Origin of the sequence: Bartonella sp. 1-1C, from assembly GCF_002810325.1 — a bacterium.
Lineage (GTDB): Bacteria > Pseudomonadota > Alphaproteobacteria > Rhizobiales > Rhizobiaceae > Bartonella > Bartonella rochalimae.
Genome location: NZ_CP019489.1, coordinates 535,323 through 555,596, shown reverse-complemented (window position 1 = coordinate 555,596; position 20,274 = coordinate 535,323). Strand labels below are relative to the sequence as shown.

At 33.9% G+C, this 20,274-nt stretch carries 16 protein-coding genes, 1 tRNA gene and 1 pseudogene; 5 read left to right on the top strand and 13 right to left on the bottom strand.

The genetic code is table 11. The features are described from left to right. Positions 1 to 187: 187 nt before the first annotated feature. Both B11cv2_RS07130 and B11cv2_RS07605 read right to left on the bottom strand, forming a co-directional pair. Positions 188 to 352, bottom strand: coding sequence for a hypothetical protein (locus tag B11cv2_RS07130; RefSeq protein WP_158521541.1), 165 nt, complete (start codon positions 350 to 352; stop codon positions 188 to 190). A gap of 92 nt (positions 353 to 444) precedes the next feature. Next, a complete protein-coding gene (locus tag B11cv2_RS07605; protein WP_371410319.1) occupies positions 445 to 582 on the bottom strand; it encodes a hypothetical protein in 138 nt (45 codons plus the stop codon). 580 nt (positions 583 to 1,162) lie between these two features. Between B11cv2_RS07605 and B11cv2_RS02530 the strand changes: the two genes are divergently transcribed. Then, the gene (locus B11cv2_RS02530) at positions 1,163 to 2,353 is read left to right on the top strand and encodes a multidrug effflux MFS transporter (protein WP_100693178.1); all 1,191 of its coding nucleotides are present in this window, start codon (positions 1,163 to 1,165) and stop codon (positions 2,351 to 2,353) included. 245 nt (positions 2,354 to 2,598) lie between these two features. On the opposite strand, the gene B11cv2_RS02525 is transcribed toward B11cv2_RS02530, so the two are convergent. The 3 genes and pseudogenes from B11cv2_RS02525 to B11cv2_RS02515 all read right to left on the bottom strand — a co-directional run bounded on the left by B11cv2_RS02525 (position 2,599) and on the right by B11cv2_RS02515 (position 5,194). Beyond that, positions 2,599 to 3,990: an amino acid permease gene (locus B11cv2_RS02525; protein ID WP_100693177.1), complete on the bottom strand. Its 1,392-nt coding sequence runs from the start codon at positions 3,988 to 3,990 to the stop codon at positions 2,599 to 2,601. 509 nt (positions 3,991 to 4,499) lie between these two features. After that, positions 4,500 to 5,069 (bottom strand): annotated as a pseudogene (locus tag B11cv2_RS02520) (aromatic amino acid lyase); the annotation flags it as partial. A 48-nt stretch (positions 5,070 to 5,117) separates the two neighbouring features. Beyond that, positions 5,118 to 5,194, bottom strand: a tRNA-Arg gene (locus B11cv2_RS02515). Positions 5,195 to 5,456: 262 nt separating this feature from the next. On the opposite strand from B11cv2_RS02515, the gene B11cv2_RS02510 reads away from it, so the two are divergent. Together B11cv2_RS02510 and B11cv2_RS02505 are read left to right on the top strand one after the other, a co-directional pair. Beyond that, positions 5,457 to 6,230, top strand: coding sequence for an NAD kinase (locus B11cv2_RS02510; RefSeq protein WP_100693176.1), 774 nt, complete (start codon positions 5,457 to 5,459; stop codon positions 6,228 to 6,230). Positions 6,231 to 6,380: 150 nt separating this feature from the next. Further along, positions 6,381 to 7,790, top strand: coding sequence for a DEAD/DEAH box helicase (locus B11cv2_RS02505; protein WP_100693175.1), 1,410 nt, complete (start codon positions 6,381 to 6,383; stop codon positions 7,788 to 7,790). Between the two features lie 39 nt (positions 7,791 to 7,829). On the opposite strand, the gene gltX (B11cv2_RS02500) is transcribed toward B11cv2_RS02505, so the two are convergent. The 7 genes from gltX (B11cv2_RS02500) to rpiA form a co-directional block, all read right to left on the bottom strand. Next, entirely contained in the window at positions 7,830 to 9,218 is a 1,389-nt protein-coding gene (gene gltX, locus B11cv2_RS02500; protein WP_100693174.1) for a glutamate--tRNA ligase, read from the bottom strand. Between the two features lie 11 nt (positions 9,219 to 9,229). Next, complete coding sequence (locus B11cv2_RS02495; protein ID WP_100693173.1) at positions 9,230 to 10,906, bottom strand: NAD+ synthase; 1,677 nt, start codon at positions 10,904 to 10,906, stop codon at positions 9,230 to 9,232. 635 nt (positions 10,907 to 11,541) lie between these two features. Further along, positions 11,542 to 11,727 carry a 3-deoxy-7-phosphoheptulonate synthase gene (locus B11cv2_RS07495; protein ID WP_245406990.1) on the bottom strand — a complete coding sequence of 62 codons (186 nt, stop codon included), beginning with the start codon at positions 11,725 to 11,727 and terminating at the stop codon, positions 11,542 to 11,544. Positions 11,728 to 11,740: 13 nt separating this feature from the next. After that, the gene (locus B11cv2_RS07490; protein WP_245406989.1) at positions 11,741 to 12,043 is read right to left on the bottom strand and encodes a 3-deoxy-7-phosphoheptulonate synthase; all 303 of its coding nucleotides are present in this window, start codon (positions 12,041 to 12,043) and stop codon (positions 11,741 to 11,743) included. 330 nt (positions 12,044 to 12,373) lie between these two features. Continuing rightward, positions 12,374 to 13,756: a glutathione-disulfide reductase gene (gorA, locus tag B11cv2_RS02485; protein ID WP_199570352.1), complete on the bottom strand. Its 1,383-nt coding sequence runs from the start codon at positions 13,754 to 13,756 to the stop codon at positions 12,374 to 12,376. Positions 13,757 to 13,943: 187 nt separating this feature from the next. Beyond that, positions 13,944 to 14,501 carry a DUF2059 domain-containing protein gene (locus B11cv2_RS02480; protein ID WP_100693171.1) on the bottom strand — a complete coding sequence of 186 codons (558 nt, stop codon included), beginning with the start codon at positions 14,499 to 14,501 and terminating at the stop codon, positions 13,944 to 13,946. A gap of 64 nt (positions 14,502 to 14,565) precedes the next feature. Continuing rightward, the gene (gene rpiA / locus B11cv2_RS02475) at positions 14,566 to 15,270 is read right to left on the bottom strand and encodes a ribose-5-phosphate isomerase RpiA (RefSeq protein ID WP_100693170.1); all 705 of its coding nucleotides are present in this window, start codon (positions 15,268 to 15,270) and stop codon (positions 14,566 to 14,568) included. 480 nt (positions 15,271 to 15,750) lie between these two features. On the opposite strand from rpiA, the gene bfr reads away from it, so the two are divergent. Beyond that, on the top strand, positions 15,751 to 16,236 hold the full coding sequence (bfr, locus tag B11cv2_RS02470) for a bacterioferritin (RefSeq protein WP_100693169.1): 486 nt from the start codon (positions 15,751 to 15,753) through the stop codon (positions 16,234 to 16,236). 71 nt (positions 16,237 to 16,307) lie between these two features. Here bfr and B11cv2_RS02465 read toward each other — a convergent pair whose 3' ends face one another. Further along, positions 16,308 to 18,572, bottom strand: coding sequence for a ComEC/Rec2 family competence protein (locus B11cv2_RS02465; RefSeq protein ID WP_100693168.1), 2,265 nt, complete (start codon positions 18,570 to 18,572; stop codon positions 16,308 to 16,310). A gap of 113 nt (positions 18,573 to 18,685) precedes the next feature. Here B11cv2_RS02465 and gltX (B11cv2_RS02460) point away from each other — a divergent pair, with 113 nt between their 5' ends. Further along, positions 18,686 to 20,101, top strand: a complete 1,416-nt coding sequence (gltX, locus tag B11cv2_RS02460) for a glutamate--tRNA ligase (RefSeq protein WP_100693935.1) — start codon at positions 18,686 to 18,688, stop codon at positions 20,099 to 20,101. Positions 20,102 to 20,274 lie beyond the last annotated feature (173 nt).

The window sequence follows — 20,274 nt, the reverse complement described above, 5'->3', positions numbered from 1 at the left end:
TTCCATCCACACAACTGTTCACCATATTTGTTATGCTTCAAGATTTGTTTGGACAAGTTGATACTGATGACAGTGAGATCTTTCTGATCTAAATACAGGGGAGACTAACCGATACAAGAAAAGCTTCTACTTCCGCACCCACTGAGAAAGATCAGAACGCACATTGGCATCACTTTGCTTATTAACTTCATTGTCTATTTCCAGTTTGGTTATGGCTCTCTTGATCAGCGTCTCTGTTTATTGTTGCCGTTTTACAACCATGACCGCCCCACGTACTATGGCCACCATGACCAACTTTACCATTGGAATAACTACCGCCACCGCCGCCGCCAACATAAACACTTATCTCCATCTTTATCCCCTTTACCATCTTCGACACCTATTTTTCAGAGCTTCCAGACGTTCATCGGTTGCTTTTTGGTGTTCCTTAAAGCGCTTAAAAAATCATGCTGAACATCCTTTTTGATCAAAACGATGATCTCTTTTTAAAGGCGCATGAACCATTCTATGACTCGCATAAAAAAGAACGCGAATTTGCTCCGCATCAGCAATATCATCAATAGCAGATGGATTATTGAGCATTGTAAAACTTTATGATTTTATGGTGTAAACGACCGTTGCATTCACAGGACGGGTTTCTGTTTCACCGGTTGAAGAAAGATTGATATTATGGGTATGGAACCAGATGAGTTTATTGTTCCTACTTTATAGGGTTGCTTCTGCTAAAACTGCATTTTTTACCTTTTGGGCATTTTTTCGTTAACATATTTATAAACAAACACAGTATTTTACTTCACTCGATTATCTTTAGCTGTTCATACTAAAGCTCTCAGTCCAGTCACTAATATCTTTGCATGGATAGTGCTGTCCTGTACTTAATTAGTTTCTGTTACTGTAACTGTTTTCTCTTATTGCTATGAAAAATATTTTAAATTTTATTGCTTCTTTTCTAGAAGCTCTACTCTTGCTCATTTTAATTAAATATTTATATAAAATTTTTTACAAATATAAAAATATAAACCTCTAAATAAATCTATTTTGTAGTAGTAAAAAATAAATAATTATAAAAAATATGCACATGTTTTGTTGGATATAATATAATTATACTTGTAAAAGTTCCAATTATATTTATTATATCTATTGTGTTAAAGGGGGAGAAGATATGTATTATAAACATACACCATTGTTTATGGTAATTATAATATGTTTATCAGTAGGAGGTTTAATTTCTACTGATATTTTCTTACCGGCGCTTGGAGATATGCGCCAATACTACCAAGTTACAGAATCGCAAATTCAACATGCAGTGGCAATTTTTTTATCTGCAGTAGCTATTGGACAACTCATTTACGGACCACTTAGTGATAATTTTGGGCGTAAAAAAACACTTCTTTTTGGCTTGTTTTTATGGCTGTTTGCAACATTAGGTATTATTTATACAATCAATATCCAAGCCTTTTTAACACTACGCTTTTTACAAGGCCTTGGAGCCTGTTCAGGGATTGTTTTAAGTCGCGCTATTATTAACGATTTAATGGACAAAGAAGCTGCAGGAAAATTTTATTTGGTTATTTTCCCTTTTGTCGGAACATCACCAGCACTTGCACCGTTAATTGGCCAACTTTTATTACAATTTTTTAATTGGCAATCCATTTTTATCTTTTTAAGCCTTTTTATACTTTTATCCATTTTCCTTTGTCTCTTTGTATTAACAGAAACTCTCCCTCTTACAAAACGTCAATCTTTTACTCCTGTAGGAATTATTAAGAACAGCTTGGAAGTTCTTAGAAATAAACAGTTTATTTTTTACGCATTGATTCCATGTTTTGCCTATGCAGCCTACTTTGCTTATATCGTAGAATCTCCTTTTTTTCTTACAAACTTAGGTTTATCAACTCTATACATTGGTTATAGCTACATTGGTGTTTCTTTAACCTATGTCTTGGGGAATTTGGTAGCGCGAAGCTTTCTTAAGCGAGAGTCTATGGAACGTACTATTCAACGTGGATATGTTATTTTTGTTATGGGTGGCATATTATTTGCTATACAAATGTATGTAAGTCCGTGGCCGCTTCTAACGAGTTTAATAGCCATTTCTATTCTTACTTTTGGCAATGGTTTTTTGTTGCCATTAGGAACAGCATTGGCTATTTCATCACACCCAAAAGCCGCTGGAGCAGCATCTGGAGTTATGGGAGCATTACAATTAGGGAGTGCTGCATTCAGTGCAATAATGATTGGAACAATATCTAGACATAATCCATGGTTTTTTGCCATTTTATTGGCACTATGCTGCATAGTAGGTTTTGTAATTTATAGTCGAAAAGCAAATTATTTTATGACTTTGAAGTAAATTAAATAATCAATTAGGGAGGGAATTATGCTTAAAAATCTTGATGTTACTTTGCGAGATGGGGGTTATAGAAATCAATTTTCTTTTTCACTAAATAAAGCAATATAAGTATAAAAATCTTAAAAAAGACTACCCTCTCTTCTTAAAATAGCGACGTTATCTTAAAATCATATCGCTCAATCATTTTTTTACATTCCAAAGCCCCCTTAAATATAGATAATTATATAAATTACACTTTTTTGATTTTAAATCTTTTTCTCTTCTTGATAGACTTTTCTTTTCTTTAAATTATAAAGTTTAAGTGCATAAAAACAAACAACAAGAAAAGAAAGCCAAACAACACCTATCATCAACACCGATCTCGTATTATCAAAAAACCATAACAAAACAAAAATAAAGATCATAAATAAAGTAGCAAAAATGGATCCTATTGGCCAAAATGGTATTGGAAACTTTAGATCACGGAGTTCTTCTGTAGACATTTTAAGCCGCATAAAAATTTGCGAAAGCAAAATCATTACCCACACAAAAACTGTAGCGAATGTCGCCATTGCTGCAATAAGAAAAAAAAGCTGATTATGATAATAATAATTAAGAATAACACCAAAAATAAAGATGCTAAATACGAGTAAAATAACAAAAATCGGTATACCGTTTTTTGATAAATATTGGAATTTTTTAAATGCATAACCTTCCTGCGACAAACCATGGATCATGCGAACCGCACCATACATTTCACTATTAATCGCAGAAACCACAGCTGTAATAACAACAATATTAAGAATATGAGCTGCTGATGAAATACCAAATTTTTCAAAAATTGTAACAAAAGGACTACTAATAAGGCGAATTTCATTCCAAGGATAAAGCGACATTAAAACTGCTAAAGTCATAACATAAAAGAGCACAATTCGAATTGGAATAGAATTAATTGCTCTTGAAATTGTCTTATCAGGATCCTGTACTTCCATTGCAGCCATTCCAATAATCTCTACTCCTCCAAAAGCAAAAACAACAACACTAAAGCAAGCTAAAAAACCAAATAAACCATTTGGAAATACTCCACCATTTTGCCATAAATTATGAATCCCAATGGTAGAAAATGTATTTGTATTCCAATTAAAAAAAATAATTGCTATTCCTAAAATAATCATAGCGATAATGGCAATAATTTTTACGGAAGAAAGCCAAAATTCTAGCTCACCATACACTTTCACTGCTGCTAGGTTAATACCAGTAATGATAAGAGTAATACTCAATGTCCATATCCAAGAAGGAACATCAGGATACCAAAAACTCATATAAGTTGCAAAAACTGTAATATCAGCTAAACCAACAAGCACTACTTCAAAAACATATGTCCATCCTGTTAAAAAACCAGCTAATGGTGATATATAATTTGTAGCATAACGTGCAAAAGAACCAGACAGTGGATTATGAATAATCATCTCTCCTAAAGCACGCATAACTATAAAAATAGCTAAACCTGCAATACAATAGGCAATTAAAACACTTGGACCAGCAAGATTAATCGCCTGTGCCGATCCATAAAAAAGCCCTGTTCCAATAGCAGAACCAAGAGCTAAAAATATAACCTGACGCTGATTTATACCTCGTTTAAGTTCATTTGTTGTCATTTCTATCCTTCTTCAAACATCATCCTAACTTTTACAGAAGCAAAATTGGCAGATTAATAAGAACCGAAACCGATTGAAATGTAAAAAACTCTAAAAGATCTGAAGGGCTTGAATTTTTATTTTCTATATTTTCATACAAGAATACAATTTACAACGGCTAAGATGCATAATTTCATTTTATATGGTGATGCGACATATACCGTTTACAACAAAAAAACTGCATTCTTCCTTTCCCTTCAGCTTTAAGGAAATGTAGATAATAGGGTAATTGTATTATGACAACACGCACTACTCTTTCACTTAAACTAAGTAGCTCTCCAATTTATCAAAAAAAAATCTGATGGGCAAGCATCATAAAAAAACGAGTCTCTAGACTCTTTCTTTATAATGTTCTGATCGTAGTTTAAAATTAATTTACTTATGGCTACAATAGAAGTCCACCATACAGTGCATACATAATAACCATGGAAAAAAACTGCAAGAACGAGTGCGGTTGATGTTTGAATCTATTGATCATAGGCTAACCCTTCTTTTGCCTCTAAAATAATGGCAGATAATCCTGATTTTTCTAGTGCAACCTTCTCACTCATACAAAATTTTGAAAAAACGCTTCCCCTTCTCCTATCATCATAGAAGCTATATGTGCAAGCGGAACAAGATTACCTAATGCACCTACTGAGCCTTTTTCAGGAAAAACAGAAATAACTCTACTTGCAAGCATATTCTCTAGTAAATACAATAATTCCAAACCAACACTTAAAGTCCATCGTCCCAAACGAGAAATAAGATTCAAAGTCATCATCAATCATAAAACACTTTCAGGTGAAGACATTCCTATTCTACAATTAATGTGATAAAATAAGATTTCTTTATAAAATGGATAAATTATCTATATCAGTTTTAATCGAGGCTAATTTGCCAAATCCAATATTAATTCTATGAACTTATTCATTGCCAGCAGCAATACACATTGCTTCTCTTTTAATAGCCAAATGTGTGTCATGATGAAGCTTGCTCGTTTTACCATCCCAATAAACAGATTCAAGTTCATTCAAAGTAGCTTTATCTAGATTTAATATTTAAAACAGTTTTTATAAGATAAGAAATATACAGCAAAGTGGAAAATTTGGTGCACCCGACAGAATTCGAATCTGTGACCTCTGCCTTCGGAGGGCAGCGCTCTATCCAGCTGAGCTACGGGTGCTTAAATGATGATTAAAACTGCTATACTTCTTTAGCTGATCATGCTCCCAGCTTCAATGAGGAATCACTCCTTTTAAAAACTTAATAAAGAATATATGCTTATTCTTGGTAAAATTATATTATTTTTTAATGCTATTTTGCATACATATTCCTTTGTTTTAATAAATTACTTTTCATACAAAATTCTTTCTTTTATCAAAACAATCCTTATATAAAGTTTTTAAATTCTAAAAAATAAGTCGTGAATATCAGGACAATTTTTAATGACTACACTACCAAGCCGCTTTCATTTCATTTCTGCAGAAACTGAAGAAGCTATCAAGGCCACCAATAAATTAATATCTATTTATGGTCACTCTTCTCTTGAAGAAGCCGATATCATTGTTGCACTTGGTGGAGATGGAACAATGTTGCAAACAGTACGGGATGTCATGAATACTGGTAAACCTATTTATGGTATGAATCGAGGCTCAGTAGGTTTTCTAATGAATGAGTTTCATGAAAAAAAATTACCAGCTCGTATTGCTGCTGCACATAAAAAAGAAATTCATCCCTTACGCATGATCGCAAATGCACAAACTCAAGGACATATTGAAGCACTCGCAATCAATGAAGTATCCTTATTTCGTCAATCATATCAGGCTGCTAAAATTCGTATCAGTATTGATAACCAAGTTCGCATGGAAGAATTAATTTGCGATGGTATTCTTGTTGCTACACCAGCGGGATCTACTGCATATAACTTATCAGCCCAAGGACCTATTCTACCTCTCATGGCGCCCCTTATGATCCTTACTCCCGTTAGCCCTTTTCGTCCTCGAGCTTGGCATGGAGCCTTACTTCCAAATACCGCCACAGTGCGCTTTGATATGCTTGAATATAACAAACGTCCCGTCAATGCAGCTGCTGATAATATTGAAGTGAAATCTGTCCATTCAGTTACTATTTCATCAGCAACAGAAATAACAGTCTCTATCCTTTTTGATCCTGACCATTCTTGGGATGAACGAATCTTATCAGAACAATTTCGTTATTAATTTTCTATCGTTCTTTTTACGGATATATAGTAGTTATAGTTGACTTTTTTTAAAATGCATCTTAACCCGTCTTTAAGAAAATGGAATGTTGACTTAGCCAATATCCTTAGACAATCGTTAAAATTGCAAAATAATCAGCAAAAAGAAAGAATGACACTAGCTTTGGACAATTTCGATAATTTAGGCCTTTCAAAAAAGGTTATTAAAGCTATAAAATCAGCAGGATATACAATCCCGACGCCTATTCAAAGTAGGACGATCCCTTATATTCTTCAAAAAAAAGATGTTTTAGGAATTGCTCAGACAGGTACTGGTAAAACAGCCTCCTTCGTCCTTCCTATGCTTACCTTACTTGAAAAAGGACGTGCAAGAGCAAGAATTCCCCGTACCCTCATATTAGAACCAACACGAGAGCTTGCTGCCCAAGTTAAAGAAAATTTTGATAAATATGGTGTTAATCATAATTTAAACGTTGCATTATTAATTGGTGGTGTCTCTTTCGAACACCAAGATCGTAAACTTGAACGAGGCGCTGATGTTTTGATCGCAACACCAGGACGTCTTCTAGATCACTTTGAGCGTGGTAAATTACTCTTGGTAGGTGTTGAAATTCTAGTCATTGACGAAGCTGACCGCATGCTAAATATGGGTTTTATCCCTGATGTTGAGCGTATTTGTAAAGTGACTCCTTTTACACGCCAAACTTTATTCTTTTCAGCAACAATGGCACCAGAAATTACACAATTAACAAAGCAATTTTTACATTCTCCTGTATATATCGAAATTACAGAAGCGTCTTCAACAGCGAAAACAATCACGCAACGACTAGTTAAGTCTGAAAGTAAACCATGTGATAAAAAAGCTGTTTTAAAAGAACTTATTCAGAATGAAGGTGATGAACTTAAAAACGCTATCATTTTTTGTAATCGAAAAAAAGATATTTCTGAACTTTTTCAATATCTTATTAAACATAATTTCAGTGTAGGTACACTTCATGGTGATATGGATCAACATTCACGAACAAACACATTAGCTAGCTTCAAAAACAATAAATTTATACTTCTTATTGCTTCTGATGTCGCTGCTCGTGGTCTAGATATCCCAGCAGTCAGTCATGTTTTCAACTATGATGTACCGACACATGCGGAAGATTATATTCATCGCATCGGCCGCACAGGACGTGCAAAACGCAGCGGTAAAGCTTTTACCATTGTTACAAAAGCTGATGAAAAATACATCTGTGCCATTGAAGAAATAAGCAAAGAAAAAATTGAGTGGCTTAATGGTGATCTTTCTACTTTAATAGCTCATGATGAAGAAAACAATACTGTTTCAAAAACAAAACCCACAAAATCGCAACAGAAAACTGCTCAAAAAGAGCGTAAAACTCAAACGAAAAAAATACCAGAAAAAGAGAAGTCAGCTTACATTGAAACTAAAGATAACAAAGAGAAATCATCAAACAAATGTCATGAAAAAAACAAAAGTCCTATTCCAATTGGATTTGGCGCTGATATTCCAGCATTCATGCTTATAAAAAACAATACTGAAGCTCTCTAATTTGATTACTGAAAAATAATAGTGAATATTTTACCTAGTTTAGAGTTTTCCGCTACCTACCATAGTTAATCTTTTTATTATCTTTTCACGCCCTAAAAGTAGTAAAATTTTTCCCATTTCAGGTCCATGCGTTATCCCCGTAAGAGCTTGACGCAACGGCATAAACAAAGCTTTTCCTTTACGACCCGTTTTTTCTTGTAACGCCGTCGTCCAAATTTTCCAACTTTCATCATTCAATCCCCCCTCAGGTAATAAATGAACAGACTGTTGCACATAAACACGATCTTCAGGAGAGGTTACATCAAAGCTCTCATCGGTGTGAATAATTTTCCACCATAAAACTGTATCATTCAGCTTAGTAATATTGTTTTTTACCGTATTCCAAAAATATTCTGCTTGTTCTCCATGAATAGAAAATTTTTCAAGTCGTGTTTTGATGTCTTCATAAGTCAATTCGTGAACAAAATGACTATTCAATATAAGAAGATCAGTTACATCAAATTTTGCTGCTGATTTTGATGTATCCTCGAGATAAAAATGCTTTAAAAGAATATCTTGATTAGGATATGCTTGTACATTTTGCGACGTCCCAATTAACACTGCAAGACACTGAACAGCCATAGACTCAAAGCCATCTTCGCGCAAAGAACGAACGGAAAGATCACTATTCCGTTTTGAAAGCCCCTCTCCTGAAGTTGTTGTTAATAAATTAATATGACCAAAAATTGGAGACACTGCATCGAGAGCCTTAAAGAGAGCAATCTGCGCAGCAGTATTAGCAATGTGATCACCGCCACGAATAATATGTGTAATAGCCATATCTATATCATCAACGACAGAAGGTAGAGTGTAAAGATAGCTCCCATCTTCACGAATTAAGACAGGATCTGACATAGAAGCCAAATCTATCGTCTGCCTACCTTTTACGATATCATCCCAATAAACTTCTGTTCGTTTAGTTTGAAATGGATTACTTTCAAAATTAGGCAAAAGAAACCGCCAATGAGGTTTACGACCTTGATCCTCAAAAGCTTTTTTATCTTCTAATGTCAATTTTAATGCATCACGATTATAAACAGGGGGTAATTTACGTGAAAGTTGTATTTTACGACGTCGATCCAATTCCTCCGCTGTTTCATAACAAGGATAAAGAAGGCCACGTTGTTTTAAAACTTCTGCAACTTCATCATATCGATTAAAGCGTTTAGACTGATAATAAACTTCATCTGGTTGAATACTAAGCCATTCGAGATCAACCATAAGAGCGTCAATATATTCTTGTTTGGACCGCTTAGCATCTGTATCATCATAACGTAAAATAAATGTACCGTTATGCGCTTTCGCATACAGCCAATTAAACAATGCAATACGAGTATTTCCTATATGAATATAACCTGTTGGAGATGGGGCAAAACGAACTTTTATCATCAAAATAATGCTCAACTTTTATCGCGAAAATGATTGGTAATAGGGTAACGACGATCACGCCCGAAGTTTTTATAACTAATTTTTACACCCAGTGCAGATTGCCGTCTTTTATACTCAGCCAAATAAAGCAAATGTTCTACTTTCTCAACTGTTTGCCGTGAGTGTCCACGCTTAAGAATATCACAAACACTCATGTCATCTTCTACAAGAGATTGCAAGATATCATCTAAAATAGGATAAGGAGGAAGAGAATCCTCATCTTTTTGATTGTCCCGAAGCTCTGCAGAAGGTGCTTTTGTTATAATATTATTTGGAATGACAATTCTTTTCGGTCCCAATAAATTCTGCAAATAATTTTTATTGCGCCACTCAGCTAATTTATAAACCTGCGTTTTATAAATATCTTTAATGGGATTAAAACCACCATTCATATCGCCATAAAGAGTCGCATACCCAACGGCCATTTCCGATTTATTACCTGTTGTTATTACCATCGAATCAAATTTATTTGAAAGAGCCATTAAAACGCTTCCACGTATACGGCTTTGAAGATTTTCCTCTGTAACATCAGTTTTTAACCCTGAAAAAATAGGGGCCATTATGCTCAAAAAACTCTCAACAAGTTTAAAAATAGGTATTATTTCATAACGACATCCTAAAAGACGGGCACAATCTTTAGCATCCTTTAATGATTCCTGTGATGTATAATAATAAGGCATCATCACAGCACAAACCCTTTCAGCTCCCAAAGCATCGACCGCAATTGCAGCACAAAGCGCTGAGTCAATTCCTCCTGAAAAGCCAAGAAGAACATCTTTAAAACGGTTCTTATTGACATAATCCTTTAAACCTAAAACACAGGCGTGATAATCAGCAGCTACTCCATCTAAAAGTTTTTCATCTGGACCAGAAATACATTGCCACCCAATAGATTTTCTTTGCCAATGACTCAAAGTAATCTGACTTTCAAAATGCTTCATTTGAAATGCTATTTGACCGTGTTCATCCAGTGCAAAAGACCCCCCATCAAATACTAATTCATCTTGGCCTCCAACTTGATTAGCATAAATAATTGGTACACATGATTGAACAGCTCGCGAGCGAACAATGTCTAAACGTTTTTGTGTTTTATTACGGTGATAAGGAGACCCATTAGAAACAAGAATAATCTCAGCTCCTTTATGGCTAAGATTAGCACAAATAGAAGGATCATTCCAAATATCTTCGCAAATCAAAACTCCTAACGTTATCCCACGGTACACAATAGGCTCAGGACGTGGACCAGAAGCAAATACGCGCTTTTCATCAAATTCACAATAATTAGGTAAATCATACTTAAAACATTCCGCAATCACCTGCCCATCATCAAGAATCATGATACCATTATAAAGGTTGTTATTACGTTTTAAAGGAACGCCAATAATAATTCCAGGCCCTTCTTTCGTGAGCTGCGCTAACTTTCTAACAGCATCTTCACATGCTTCTGTAAAAGAAGATTTAAGAACAAGATCTTCAGGGGGATAAGCACTTATGAAAAGCTCAGTCAACAAAACAAGATCAGCACCCTGTTCGTAAGCTTTTTGATATGCCATTTTCGCAAGAGTAAAATTTCCCCCAATATCACCAATAACAGGATTTAATTGAGCAATTACAATCCGAAAATCATCTTTTATAAGTTTTTGTTTCATTGTATCAACTTAACGTGACCATCAATCAGTTTCAACCATCAAAGGAATTTTTACTAAAAGTGCTTACTTCCATAAAAATTGAAAATAAACAACAGGATAGGATTATTATCTAAATCTTCTCTCCTAAATAACTGAAGAAGCATCACGACTTTTTTCAAACGTTCATCAACAAAAAAAGCTAACTTAAGCGACTGTTTCGCGTTTGAACTCATATCACAATAAAATATTATAATGATCAGAAATGGTTTTCGCATTGCCTGTACATTTAGTGACATTGCATCCTATCATTTCAATATGCACACCTCCTAGATAAGCACTCTCTTCCTAATGAACTAAAAAATTATCAAATTCTTTTAAAACATAATCAAAAGAACGTATTTATAATCATTAGCCGTAATCGTATTACCATGCAAACGCACAATAAGGATATAAGTCACCCTGATTCGCTTACAGGATTGAGAATATCAATCATCAATTTCAAAAGCTCATCAGAATTAATAGAAGAATTACATTGTAATCCGATAGAATTTTTAATACTATGATAATTTTATACATGCGCATGATCAAGATAACACACATAGTCACCAATCTACAATATATGGTCAGATACTGCATACAAATTGTCAAAAGTTGAATCAATTCCTGTCAAAACCTCGCAAAAACGCTTCGTGGCTTGTATAAGGAGATGTTTCACGTAATGAGAGATTTATTTTAGCTTTACCTCCTATTAAATGTATAAAATTGATTGCTTTAGAAATACGCTTTGCTAATAATTCGTAACGTTTACATTGTAGACTATTAAAATAAAATATAACATCCATTTATGGACATTTTCTAAATTAGCATACCCGCCCTATAAAAAAGCATACAATAACTAATATTGCCATTAACTGACGATAAACTATGAACATTCATTATAGATATAGACCAAGATAGATATAGACCAAGAGTACAAACAGTTTTATTAAATTCAATCCCATTGATGATATCCTCTCTATAAAAGAACAACTTTTTATCTTCTTTTCTTTCCATATCAAAGAAGCGTAGTTTTGAAAATTCACTAACAGTACAACCAATTTTAACAACTGGCTTAAAGCTCCCAAAAGTTAAAATGATTGCCCTTTGCAAAAAATACACGAAAAAAATCGTGGATATGATCAATCTTATGCTTATAGCAAAATTTTCTGCACAATTTTCTCTGTTATAAAAAGCTTAACCTTCTGCAACCACTGCTAACTCACTCTTTAAACTGGTACACTTCATCAAAAAAAACAAAGGAATATATTTGCTCAATTCTTATTTAATTTCTGCTAATACAGATTTAGTGGAACAAGTTAAAATTTGTTTAATTAATTTTTTTCCAAGATTTCAGAGGGCTATTTTTTATCACCGTATTCTCTCTAAAACTTACCTAATCAGCGTATATGCAGTATGCAAATCTTTATAATTTTCTATAACATCCACTATTTAACTTTCTAATTTCTTCCCATTTTCATATATATAACTCGGTTTATACATCGTTACCAACTCTTCTGCTGCTGTTGGATGAATTGCCATAGTTTCATCAAATATATCTTTTGTCAGCTTTCCTTTTAGAGCGACTCCAACAAGCTGAGCCATTTCACCAGCACCTTCTCCCAAAATATGAGCACCAATAACAATACGGCTCTCACCATCAACAATCAATTTCATAAACATCTTTTCTGCATTACCAGAAAGAGTATTACGCAAAGAACGAAATTGTATACGATAAATTTCAACACGCTTATAATAACGAATGGCATCTTCCTCTGAAAGACCAACAGTTCCAATCTCTGGCTGCGAAAAAACGGCTGTCGCAATTAAATTATAATCCGGTATCGTTGGAGTATCTTCAAAAACAGTTTTAATAAAACACATTGCTTCGTGTATAGCAACAGGTGTTAACTGAACATGACCTGTTACATCACCAACAGCCCAAATGTGAGGTATATTTGTTGTCATTTTTTCATCAACAATAATAGCGCCATCCTCATTAAGTTTAACACCTGCCCTCTGAAGTTCTAAGCCTTTTGTATTTGGCACACGTCCCGTAGCCAACATAACCTGATCAGTAGTAATAATTTGTCCATTCGATAAAACAACGTTATAGTGGCTATTTTGGGCTTCAACCTGGGCAACTGTAGCCCCATAGATAATAGAAATTCCCTTTTCAATCATCGCATCACTTAATAACCGCCGTAAATCATAATCAAAATTACGAAGAATTAAATCACCACGATGAACCAATGTTGTTTTCACACCCAATTCGTGAAAAATACCAGCAAATTCAAGACCAATATAACCACCACCAACAATAACTATTGATTTTGGTAATTTTTCAAGATCGAAAATTTCATTAGAAGTAAGACATAACTCACTGCCTTTTATTGCAAAATTTGGAGAAATCGTTGCCCCTGTCGCAATCAAAATCTTTTCTGCTTTTACTCGCTCACCTGTTGCAGAAAGTTCTAATGTATGTTCATCAATAAAAACAGCGCGACTCTTATAAATTTGAACATTGTTATTTTTTAATCCCTTACAATAAAGCTCCTCTAACCTAGATAATTCTTTATTTTTAGCTTCAATCAACTTGCTCCAATTAAAAACTGGATTAACATATTCCCAGCCAAAACCAATGCTATCCTTAAATTCGCGTGCATATTGCGATGCATAAACAAACAATTTTTTAGGAACACAACCGCGAATAACACAAGTTCCTCCCACACGATGTTCTTCTGCTATAGCGACACGCTTTCCAAGTTGTCCAGCAAGACGAGCAGCACGCACTCCACCCGATCCTCCTCCAATAACGAACAAATCAAAAAGCATCATAAAATATCCTTTCCCATACGCTTTCACTGTACAGGTACTACTTCTTGTCATCAAATAAAAGCTTCTTCTTTTTTCTGATTTTTTTGTACAAAGATAATACTCTCAGAGCACTCTATTTTCCTTAAAGTAGTATCTAGCTGCTGCTTTTAAATAAAATGCCTATGACACCTATGAAACTAATGAATTACATTGGAGATTGTGAAGAAGTGGATTCCATAGGAGTAATAGAATTATTTAAGTTAAGTGTTTGGGACATTTCTTTTTCTACATTTTCTATAAGATCCTGTATTACAGTAGCAGACCATGCATCAAATGCAGAATAAGCATCGCGCGCAACATCTGGAACTGTCATCAAAAATTTTTTACCAACATCAGAACTGTAAAATGCTGAAATTTTATCAAGTTCTTCCTGACTAAAATGCTTTGCGTATACATAGGCCACCTCTTTCTCTAAATCAGCACGCCGTTTAGTTAAAGTAAGCGCTTCTTTATCAACAATTGCAGAAATATTTTTTTCTAAGTTTGGATCATTACTTATTAATTTTTCTTTAATATCACGTGCTGCCATTGGCAAAAAACTATCAAACTGATCAGTTGCACGAATAGCACTAATCACCTTTTTAGCTGAATCTAAATGTTTATCACTCACATCTTGCGCATAAGTTATTTGAATATTCACAATTAAAATAGCAACTGCACTAAGTAATATTATAAATTTCTGAAAAAAAACTGTTATTCTCATAATAATGATGACTCCATAGAAATATTATAGTTTAAATTTATTATTTTAAATTTTTAACAAGTTTTCAGTTACTAGATGATTCTAAAAATTTTATTGTACCATCTGCCATGGCTACAATTGCACGAGAAGCAAAACCTAAAAAAAGACCATGTTCAACAACACCAGGAACTCCCAATAACGCATCTGATAATTCTTTTGGATTTAGAATAGATCCTAAAAATGCATCAACAATAAAATGACCGCCATCAGTCTCAAAGGGAATATCTCCATTCATACGTAATTTAATTTCTCCTGAAAATCCTAAATTACTCACTACCTTTTCAATCGCCTTGCATGTAGCATTCATCCCAAATGGATTAACTTCTATTGGCACCCCAGAAGCACCAAGCGTTTTTACCATCTTTGTTTCATCAGCAATAATAAGCATCTCATCAGATGCAGATGCTACAATTTTTTCATGCAACAATGCTCCACCCCTTCCTTTGATCAAGACCATCTGAGGATCGATTTCATCAGCTCCATCAATACAAAGATCAAGCTTAGATATTTTATCTAAAGTAGTAATAGGCACTCCAAACTGACGACATAAATGCTCAGAATGATATGAAGTAGCAACACCAGTTATCCTTAAACCATTTGTAATGCACTCACCAAGAAGACGAATAAATTCATTTACTGTAGAACCAGTGCCTATACCAAGACGCATATAATCTTGCACAGATTCAAGTGCTTTAGCAGCAGCCATTTTTTTTAATTTTTGAATATCCATACATTACCTTCCTTTATATCAATTCAATGAGCAATATTTATTATGAATTATAAAAAACGATTTATCGCTCTAAGCAGCTATAACTTTATTTGTTAGCTTATTGGAAATAAGACTTGTTACATAGAATACAGTAATTAACTATTCTGTTTTTTAATAAAAGACTTATAATTTATAAAATAATTATTTAAAAATTCTAATACAAAGTATGCTCCTATAGGCTTATAAAGCATGTAAATATCAAGAAAATGCCTACTTTAAAAAAATGATTATTAACTATTGATTCTTTCTAATTAATTTATAAATTAATGGAACGATGTAGTAAAATGTGGTAGTTTATTTTCCTCATGTTATTGGATCATTCACATTAAGGATAAAGAGGACTAGCCCAACACTTAATCAAGGCAATATATAATATATTAAGTATCATTTCTTGTATTAGTCGTATCTAGTACTAAAAACAAAATAGGACAATAGAATACTATGAAAGGTCATTCACAAGTTATCGAGCAACTCAATAAAGCTCTTTCTCTTGAGCTTAGTGCTGTTAATCAATATTTGTTGCATTCTTCTCTTATAGAAAACTGGGGCTATATCAAATTAGCTAAAATAGAGCGCAAAGAATCTATAGAAGAAATGGAACATGTAGATAAACTCATTAAGCGTATTACTTTTCTTGAAGGACATCCAAATATTCAAACTTCTGAGCCTTTACGTATTGGAAAAAACCTTAAGGATATTTTAGAATGTGATCTTGCAAGTGAATATGAAGCTCGAGAATTTTATTTAAAATCACGTGAAATTTGTGCTAAGCTTTCTGATCATGTTTCAAAGAAATTATTTGATGAATTGCTTGAAGATGAAGAAAATCATATTGATTTTCTTGAAACTCAGCTTCAACTTTTTAAAACAATGGGAGAAGAGAAATATAGTCAGCTCAATGCAAGCTCTGCTGAATGTGAATGTTAGAAAAACTATTATCTCATTTGTGAAATGAAGTTATTATAAAATTTATATAGAGGCTATAAACTAGCTAGCCTTTATAAATTTTTTCTATGAGTATTCCATGGTCTATAAAAACCTGCAGAAGACCAAAGGATGTTTTTGTTTTTAGTAAGTATAACGCTTCCTCGCGATAATAGTTGTTGAGATGTAAATGTTATTGCATTTATTGAATCGCACGTTTCATTGCTTGTTGCATGTTTTTTAATTATGATATCTGCTTTTACGCAATGATCTGTCTCTCCATATAAAATAGCAATTTTAAATCCATTTTCTAATAAAGTTGTACAGATCTTATCATCACAAATAAATTGTCCTTTGAGAGATGGACCAATCTTTGTTGGTTTAATGGTTTTATTTATGCGAAACGATTTTTCCCATAAAGATATTGTAAATTTAGAAGGATGATAACGATCAACATATAATATCTTGTCATTCAAAACACCTACAATTTTCATATTATCTGCTATGATTAACTGTACAGGTGACTGCATCATACAAACTAAAATACCTCCCAAAATAAAAAAACCAAAGAAGAGTCTAATAGCCGTTTTTAAAAAAGTGAGCCCAACTAAACCGATACTTAATAAAATCAATGCAGATAGCGGGATAAATCCAGGATTTAAAACAGGAGAAATAGCCTGTATTGCATAAGCAATTTTTATCATAAGGTTCGTACCAAATCCCATAATCTGTAAAGGCCACCATTCAAGCCCAAAAAACATTGAAAAAGCTGAAAGTAGTCCAAATGGCATGATGAAAATTGATACTATAGGCAAAGCCAAAGCATTACTGATAACACCTAAAAGAGCTACATTAGAAAAATGATAAGCTGCATAAATCCCACTTGCAGAACCAGCTACCAATGAAGACATGCAAGTTGAAACAACGGATAAAAAGACAAAACGAAGCACCTTTCCTCCAATATAAGAAGGTGCTGTATTTCCTTTACAAGAGCAATACCCCTCACTCCACCAAGAAAAAGCAGCAATCAAAGCTACGGTTGCAGAAAATGACATTTGAAAACTAGGCTCTAATATTTCATGCGGACTTATAGCTACAGTTACTAAACCAGCAATAGCAAAATTACGCATTGTTACAGCAGAACGATTACATAATATAGCAACCAACATAACAGCTACCATCAAAAAACTTCTTTGTGCAGCAATATTTGCACCAGACAATATCAAATAAAAAGCTGTAACTATTAATGCAGCAATGGCAGCAAATTTTTTAACTGAGTAATAAGATGAAAAGACTGGAAAAAATGCAAAAAAGCTCCGTATAATAATAAAAACCATACCACTCAGTAAAGCCATATGCAGACCTGATATTGATAAAATATGTGCCAATCCGGCTATACGTAATGCTTCACTGGTATTATGTGAAATCCCCCCTCTCTGTCCTGTTATTAAAGCAGCAGAAACTTTCCCTCCTTCTCCACCAACCGTTTTAATAACTTTTTCAGTCATTTGCATGCGCAAATTTTCAATTTTTTGTAAAACTTTTCCTAGCATCATATCAGGCTGAAAAACTGATATCTTTTTGGGTTTTCCTAAATAAAATCCTTGTGCACCAATTCTTTTAAAATAATTATGAAAACTAAAATCATAACTTCCTGGACGTATCGCTCCAGATAAAGCACGAAGCTTTACTTTCCCATATAAGCCATCTCCAGGAGTTAACCCATATGGTAAAGACTTTGCGACTAAATGCACCCGATTGAGATTACAATATAAAGTAGGTCTTTCTGTCTTCAAAACATCTACTTTTAAACGAAATCCCCCTTTCCCTAAAGACTTAATAGAAACAATTCGTCCTGTTAATATGGTAACAACATCGCGACTCAACATTGGCGTAGACATATGCCATGTTTCTATTTTTGCCGCCAAAGCGCCTAATACAATACAAAATAAAAATCCAGTTATAAACCATATCTTCCGATAACACCGTAAAACATATAACAAGCTAGAGAATATAATAATCAATATAACAAATTGTTTCCAACTTGGTTCTTGCTCTAAGCTGAAATAAAAAATAATGCCCGTAGAAAAAAAGACAAAAACTAATAAGAAAAGCAGTCCGACAGAAATTTCTCTGTTTATGCAATCTATCAGCCACTTCCAGAAAAAAACTACTTTTTCCTTAAAAAAGGAAAATAAAAAGTCCTCTTTCCCATTATAGGTAGCATTGCTTGCACCATCAATAACAGACCGATCACCCTTCTGTATCAAAACAAGACTTTTTCTCTTTGAGAAAAAATCTCTTGGTAGATCATCTTTAACTTTATTTTGATCTAACATCCGCAAATCCCCACTTTACTTGCAATGCGGCTATTGCACACCCTAATACCTATGCTAACATAGTTCTTCAATAAAATTCATAAATAACATCTTAATTTTAGAGGATAATGTCTGTGTCTGTTATTACCCGTTTTGCACCATCTCCTACAGGATTTCTTCATATTGGTAGCGCTCGTACCGCACTTTTTAACTGGCTTTATGCAAAACATACTGGAGGAAAAATGCTTTTACGTATTGAAGATACAGATCGAGAACGTTCAACAGAAACTGCAGTTAAAGCTATCATAGATGGTTTGCACTGGATGGGACTCCAGTATGAAGGAGATCCTATTTCACAATTCAAACGAGCAGAGCGTCACCGTCAAGTTGCTGAACAACTGGTAAAAGATGGCAAAGCTTATTATTGCTATGCAACACTTGAAGAATTAGCTGAAATGCGTGAGAATGCTTTTGCAAAAGGTCTCCCACCACGCTATGATGGGCGCTGGCGTGATCGTGATATTTCTAAAGCCCCCAAAGGAATCAAACCTGTCATTCGAATTAAAGCTCCACAAGATGGTGAAACAATTTTGCACGATCGTGTTCAAGGTGATATTCGCTTTCCTAATAAAGATCTAGATGACTTTATAATTTTACGTTCTGATGGCTCTCCAACTTACATGCATGCTGTTGTTGTTGATGATCATGATATGGGGATAACACATATTATTCGTGGTAATGATCATCTTACAAACGCAGCTCGCCAAGCAATTATCTTCAATGCAATGGGATGGGATATCCCTGTAATGGCCCATATTCCGCTCATCCATGGTGAAAACGGTGCAAAATTATCAAAACGGCATGGTGCGCTAGGTATTGATGCTTATCGGAAAATGGGATATCTCCCCATTGCCTTGCTCAATTACCTTGTTCGTCTAGGTTGGAGTCATGGTAATGATGAAATTATTTCAATAGAAGATATGATTGCTTGGTTTGATATTGATGATATTAATAAAAGTGCTGCTCGTTTTGATTTCAAAAAATTAGATGCCATCAACGGACACTATATGCGTCTAAGTAATAATCAAGATCTATGTGATGCTGCTCTTAACATTTTACCAGAAAATGCAAATGAATTAAAAATAACAAAATACCTTGATGAAAAACGTCGGGCTCAATTTCTAGCTGCAATACCAATTCTGAAAGAACGTTCAAAAACGTTGCTTGAGCTTATTAATGACGCATCATTTATCTTCGCACAACGACCGTTACCTCTTGATGAACAAGCAAAAACACTCTTAGATGAAAATGGTCAAACTATTTTAAAAGGAATTTACCCTGTTCTAATGTCATCCCAAAATTGGGATGCAAAAACTTTGGATGAAACCATCCGACATTATGCACAAATACAAAAACTTAAATTTGGAGCTGTTGTTCAACCACTTCGAGCTGCCCTCACAGGACACGTAACATCACCAGGAATTTTTGACCTGCTTATCTTATTAGGAAAAGATGAATCCCTAAACCGCATCAACGACCAAATTACCTGAACAGCATATTAACTTAATATATAAAACTAGAAAATATTAAAGTATAATTCTTGTAATGAAAAATAAATTTGTTTTTTAATTTAAAAAATTGAAACAAATATTAAAAAAAAAGCTATGCTAAAAAATATTTCAGATTGCCTAAACAAAATTTTAGAGCCAATCTATTCTTAAAA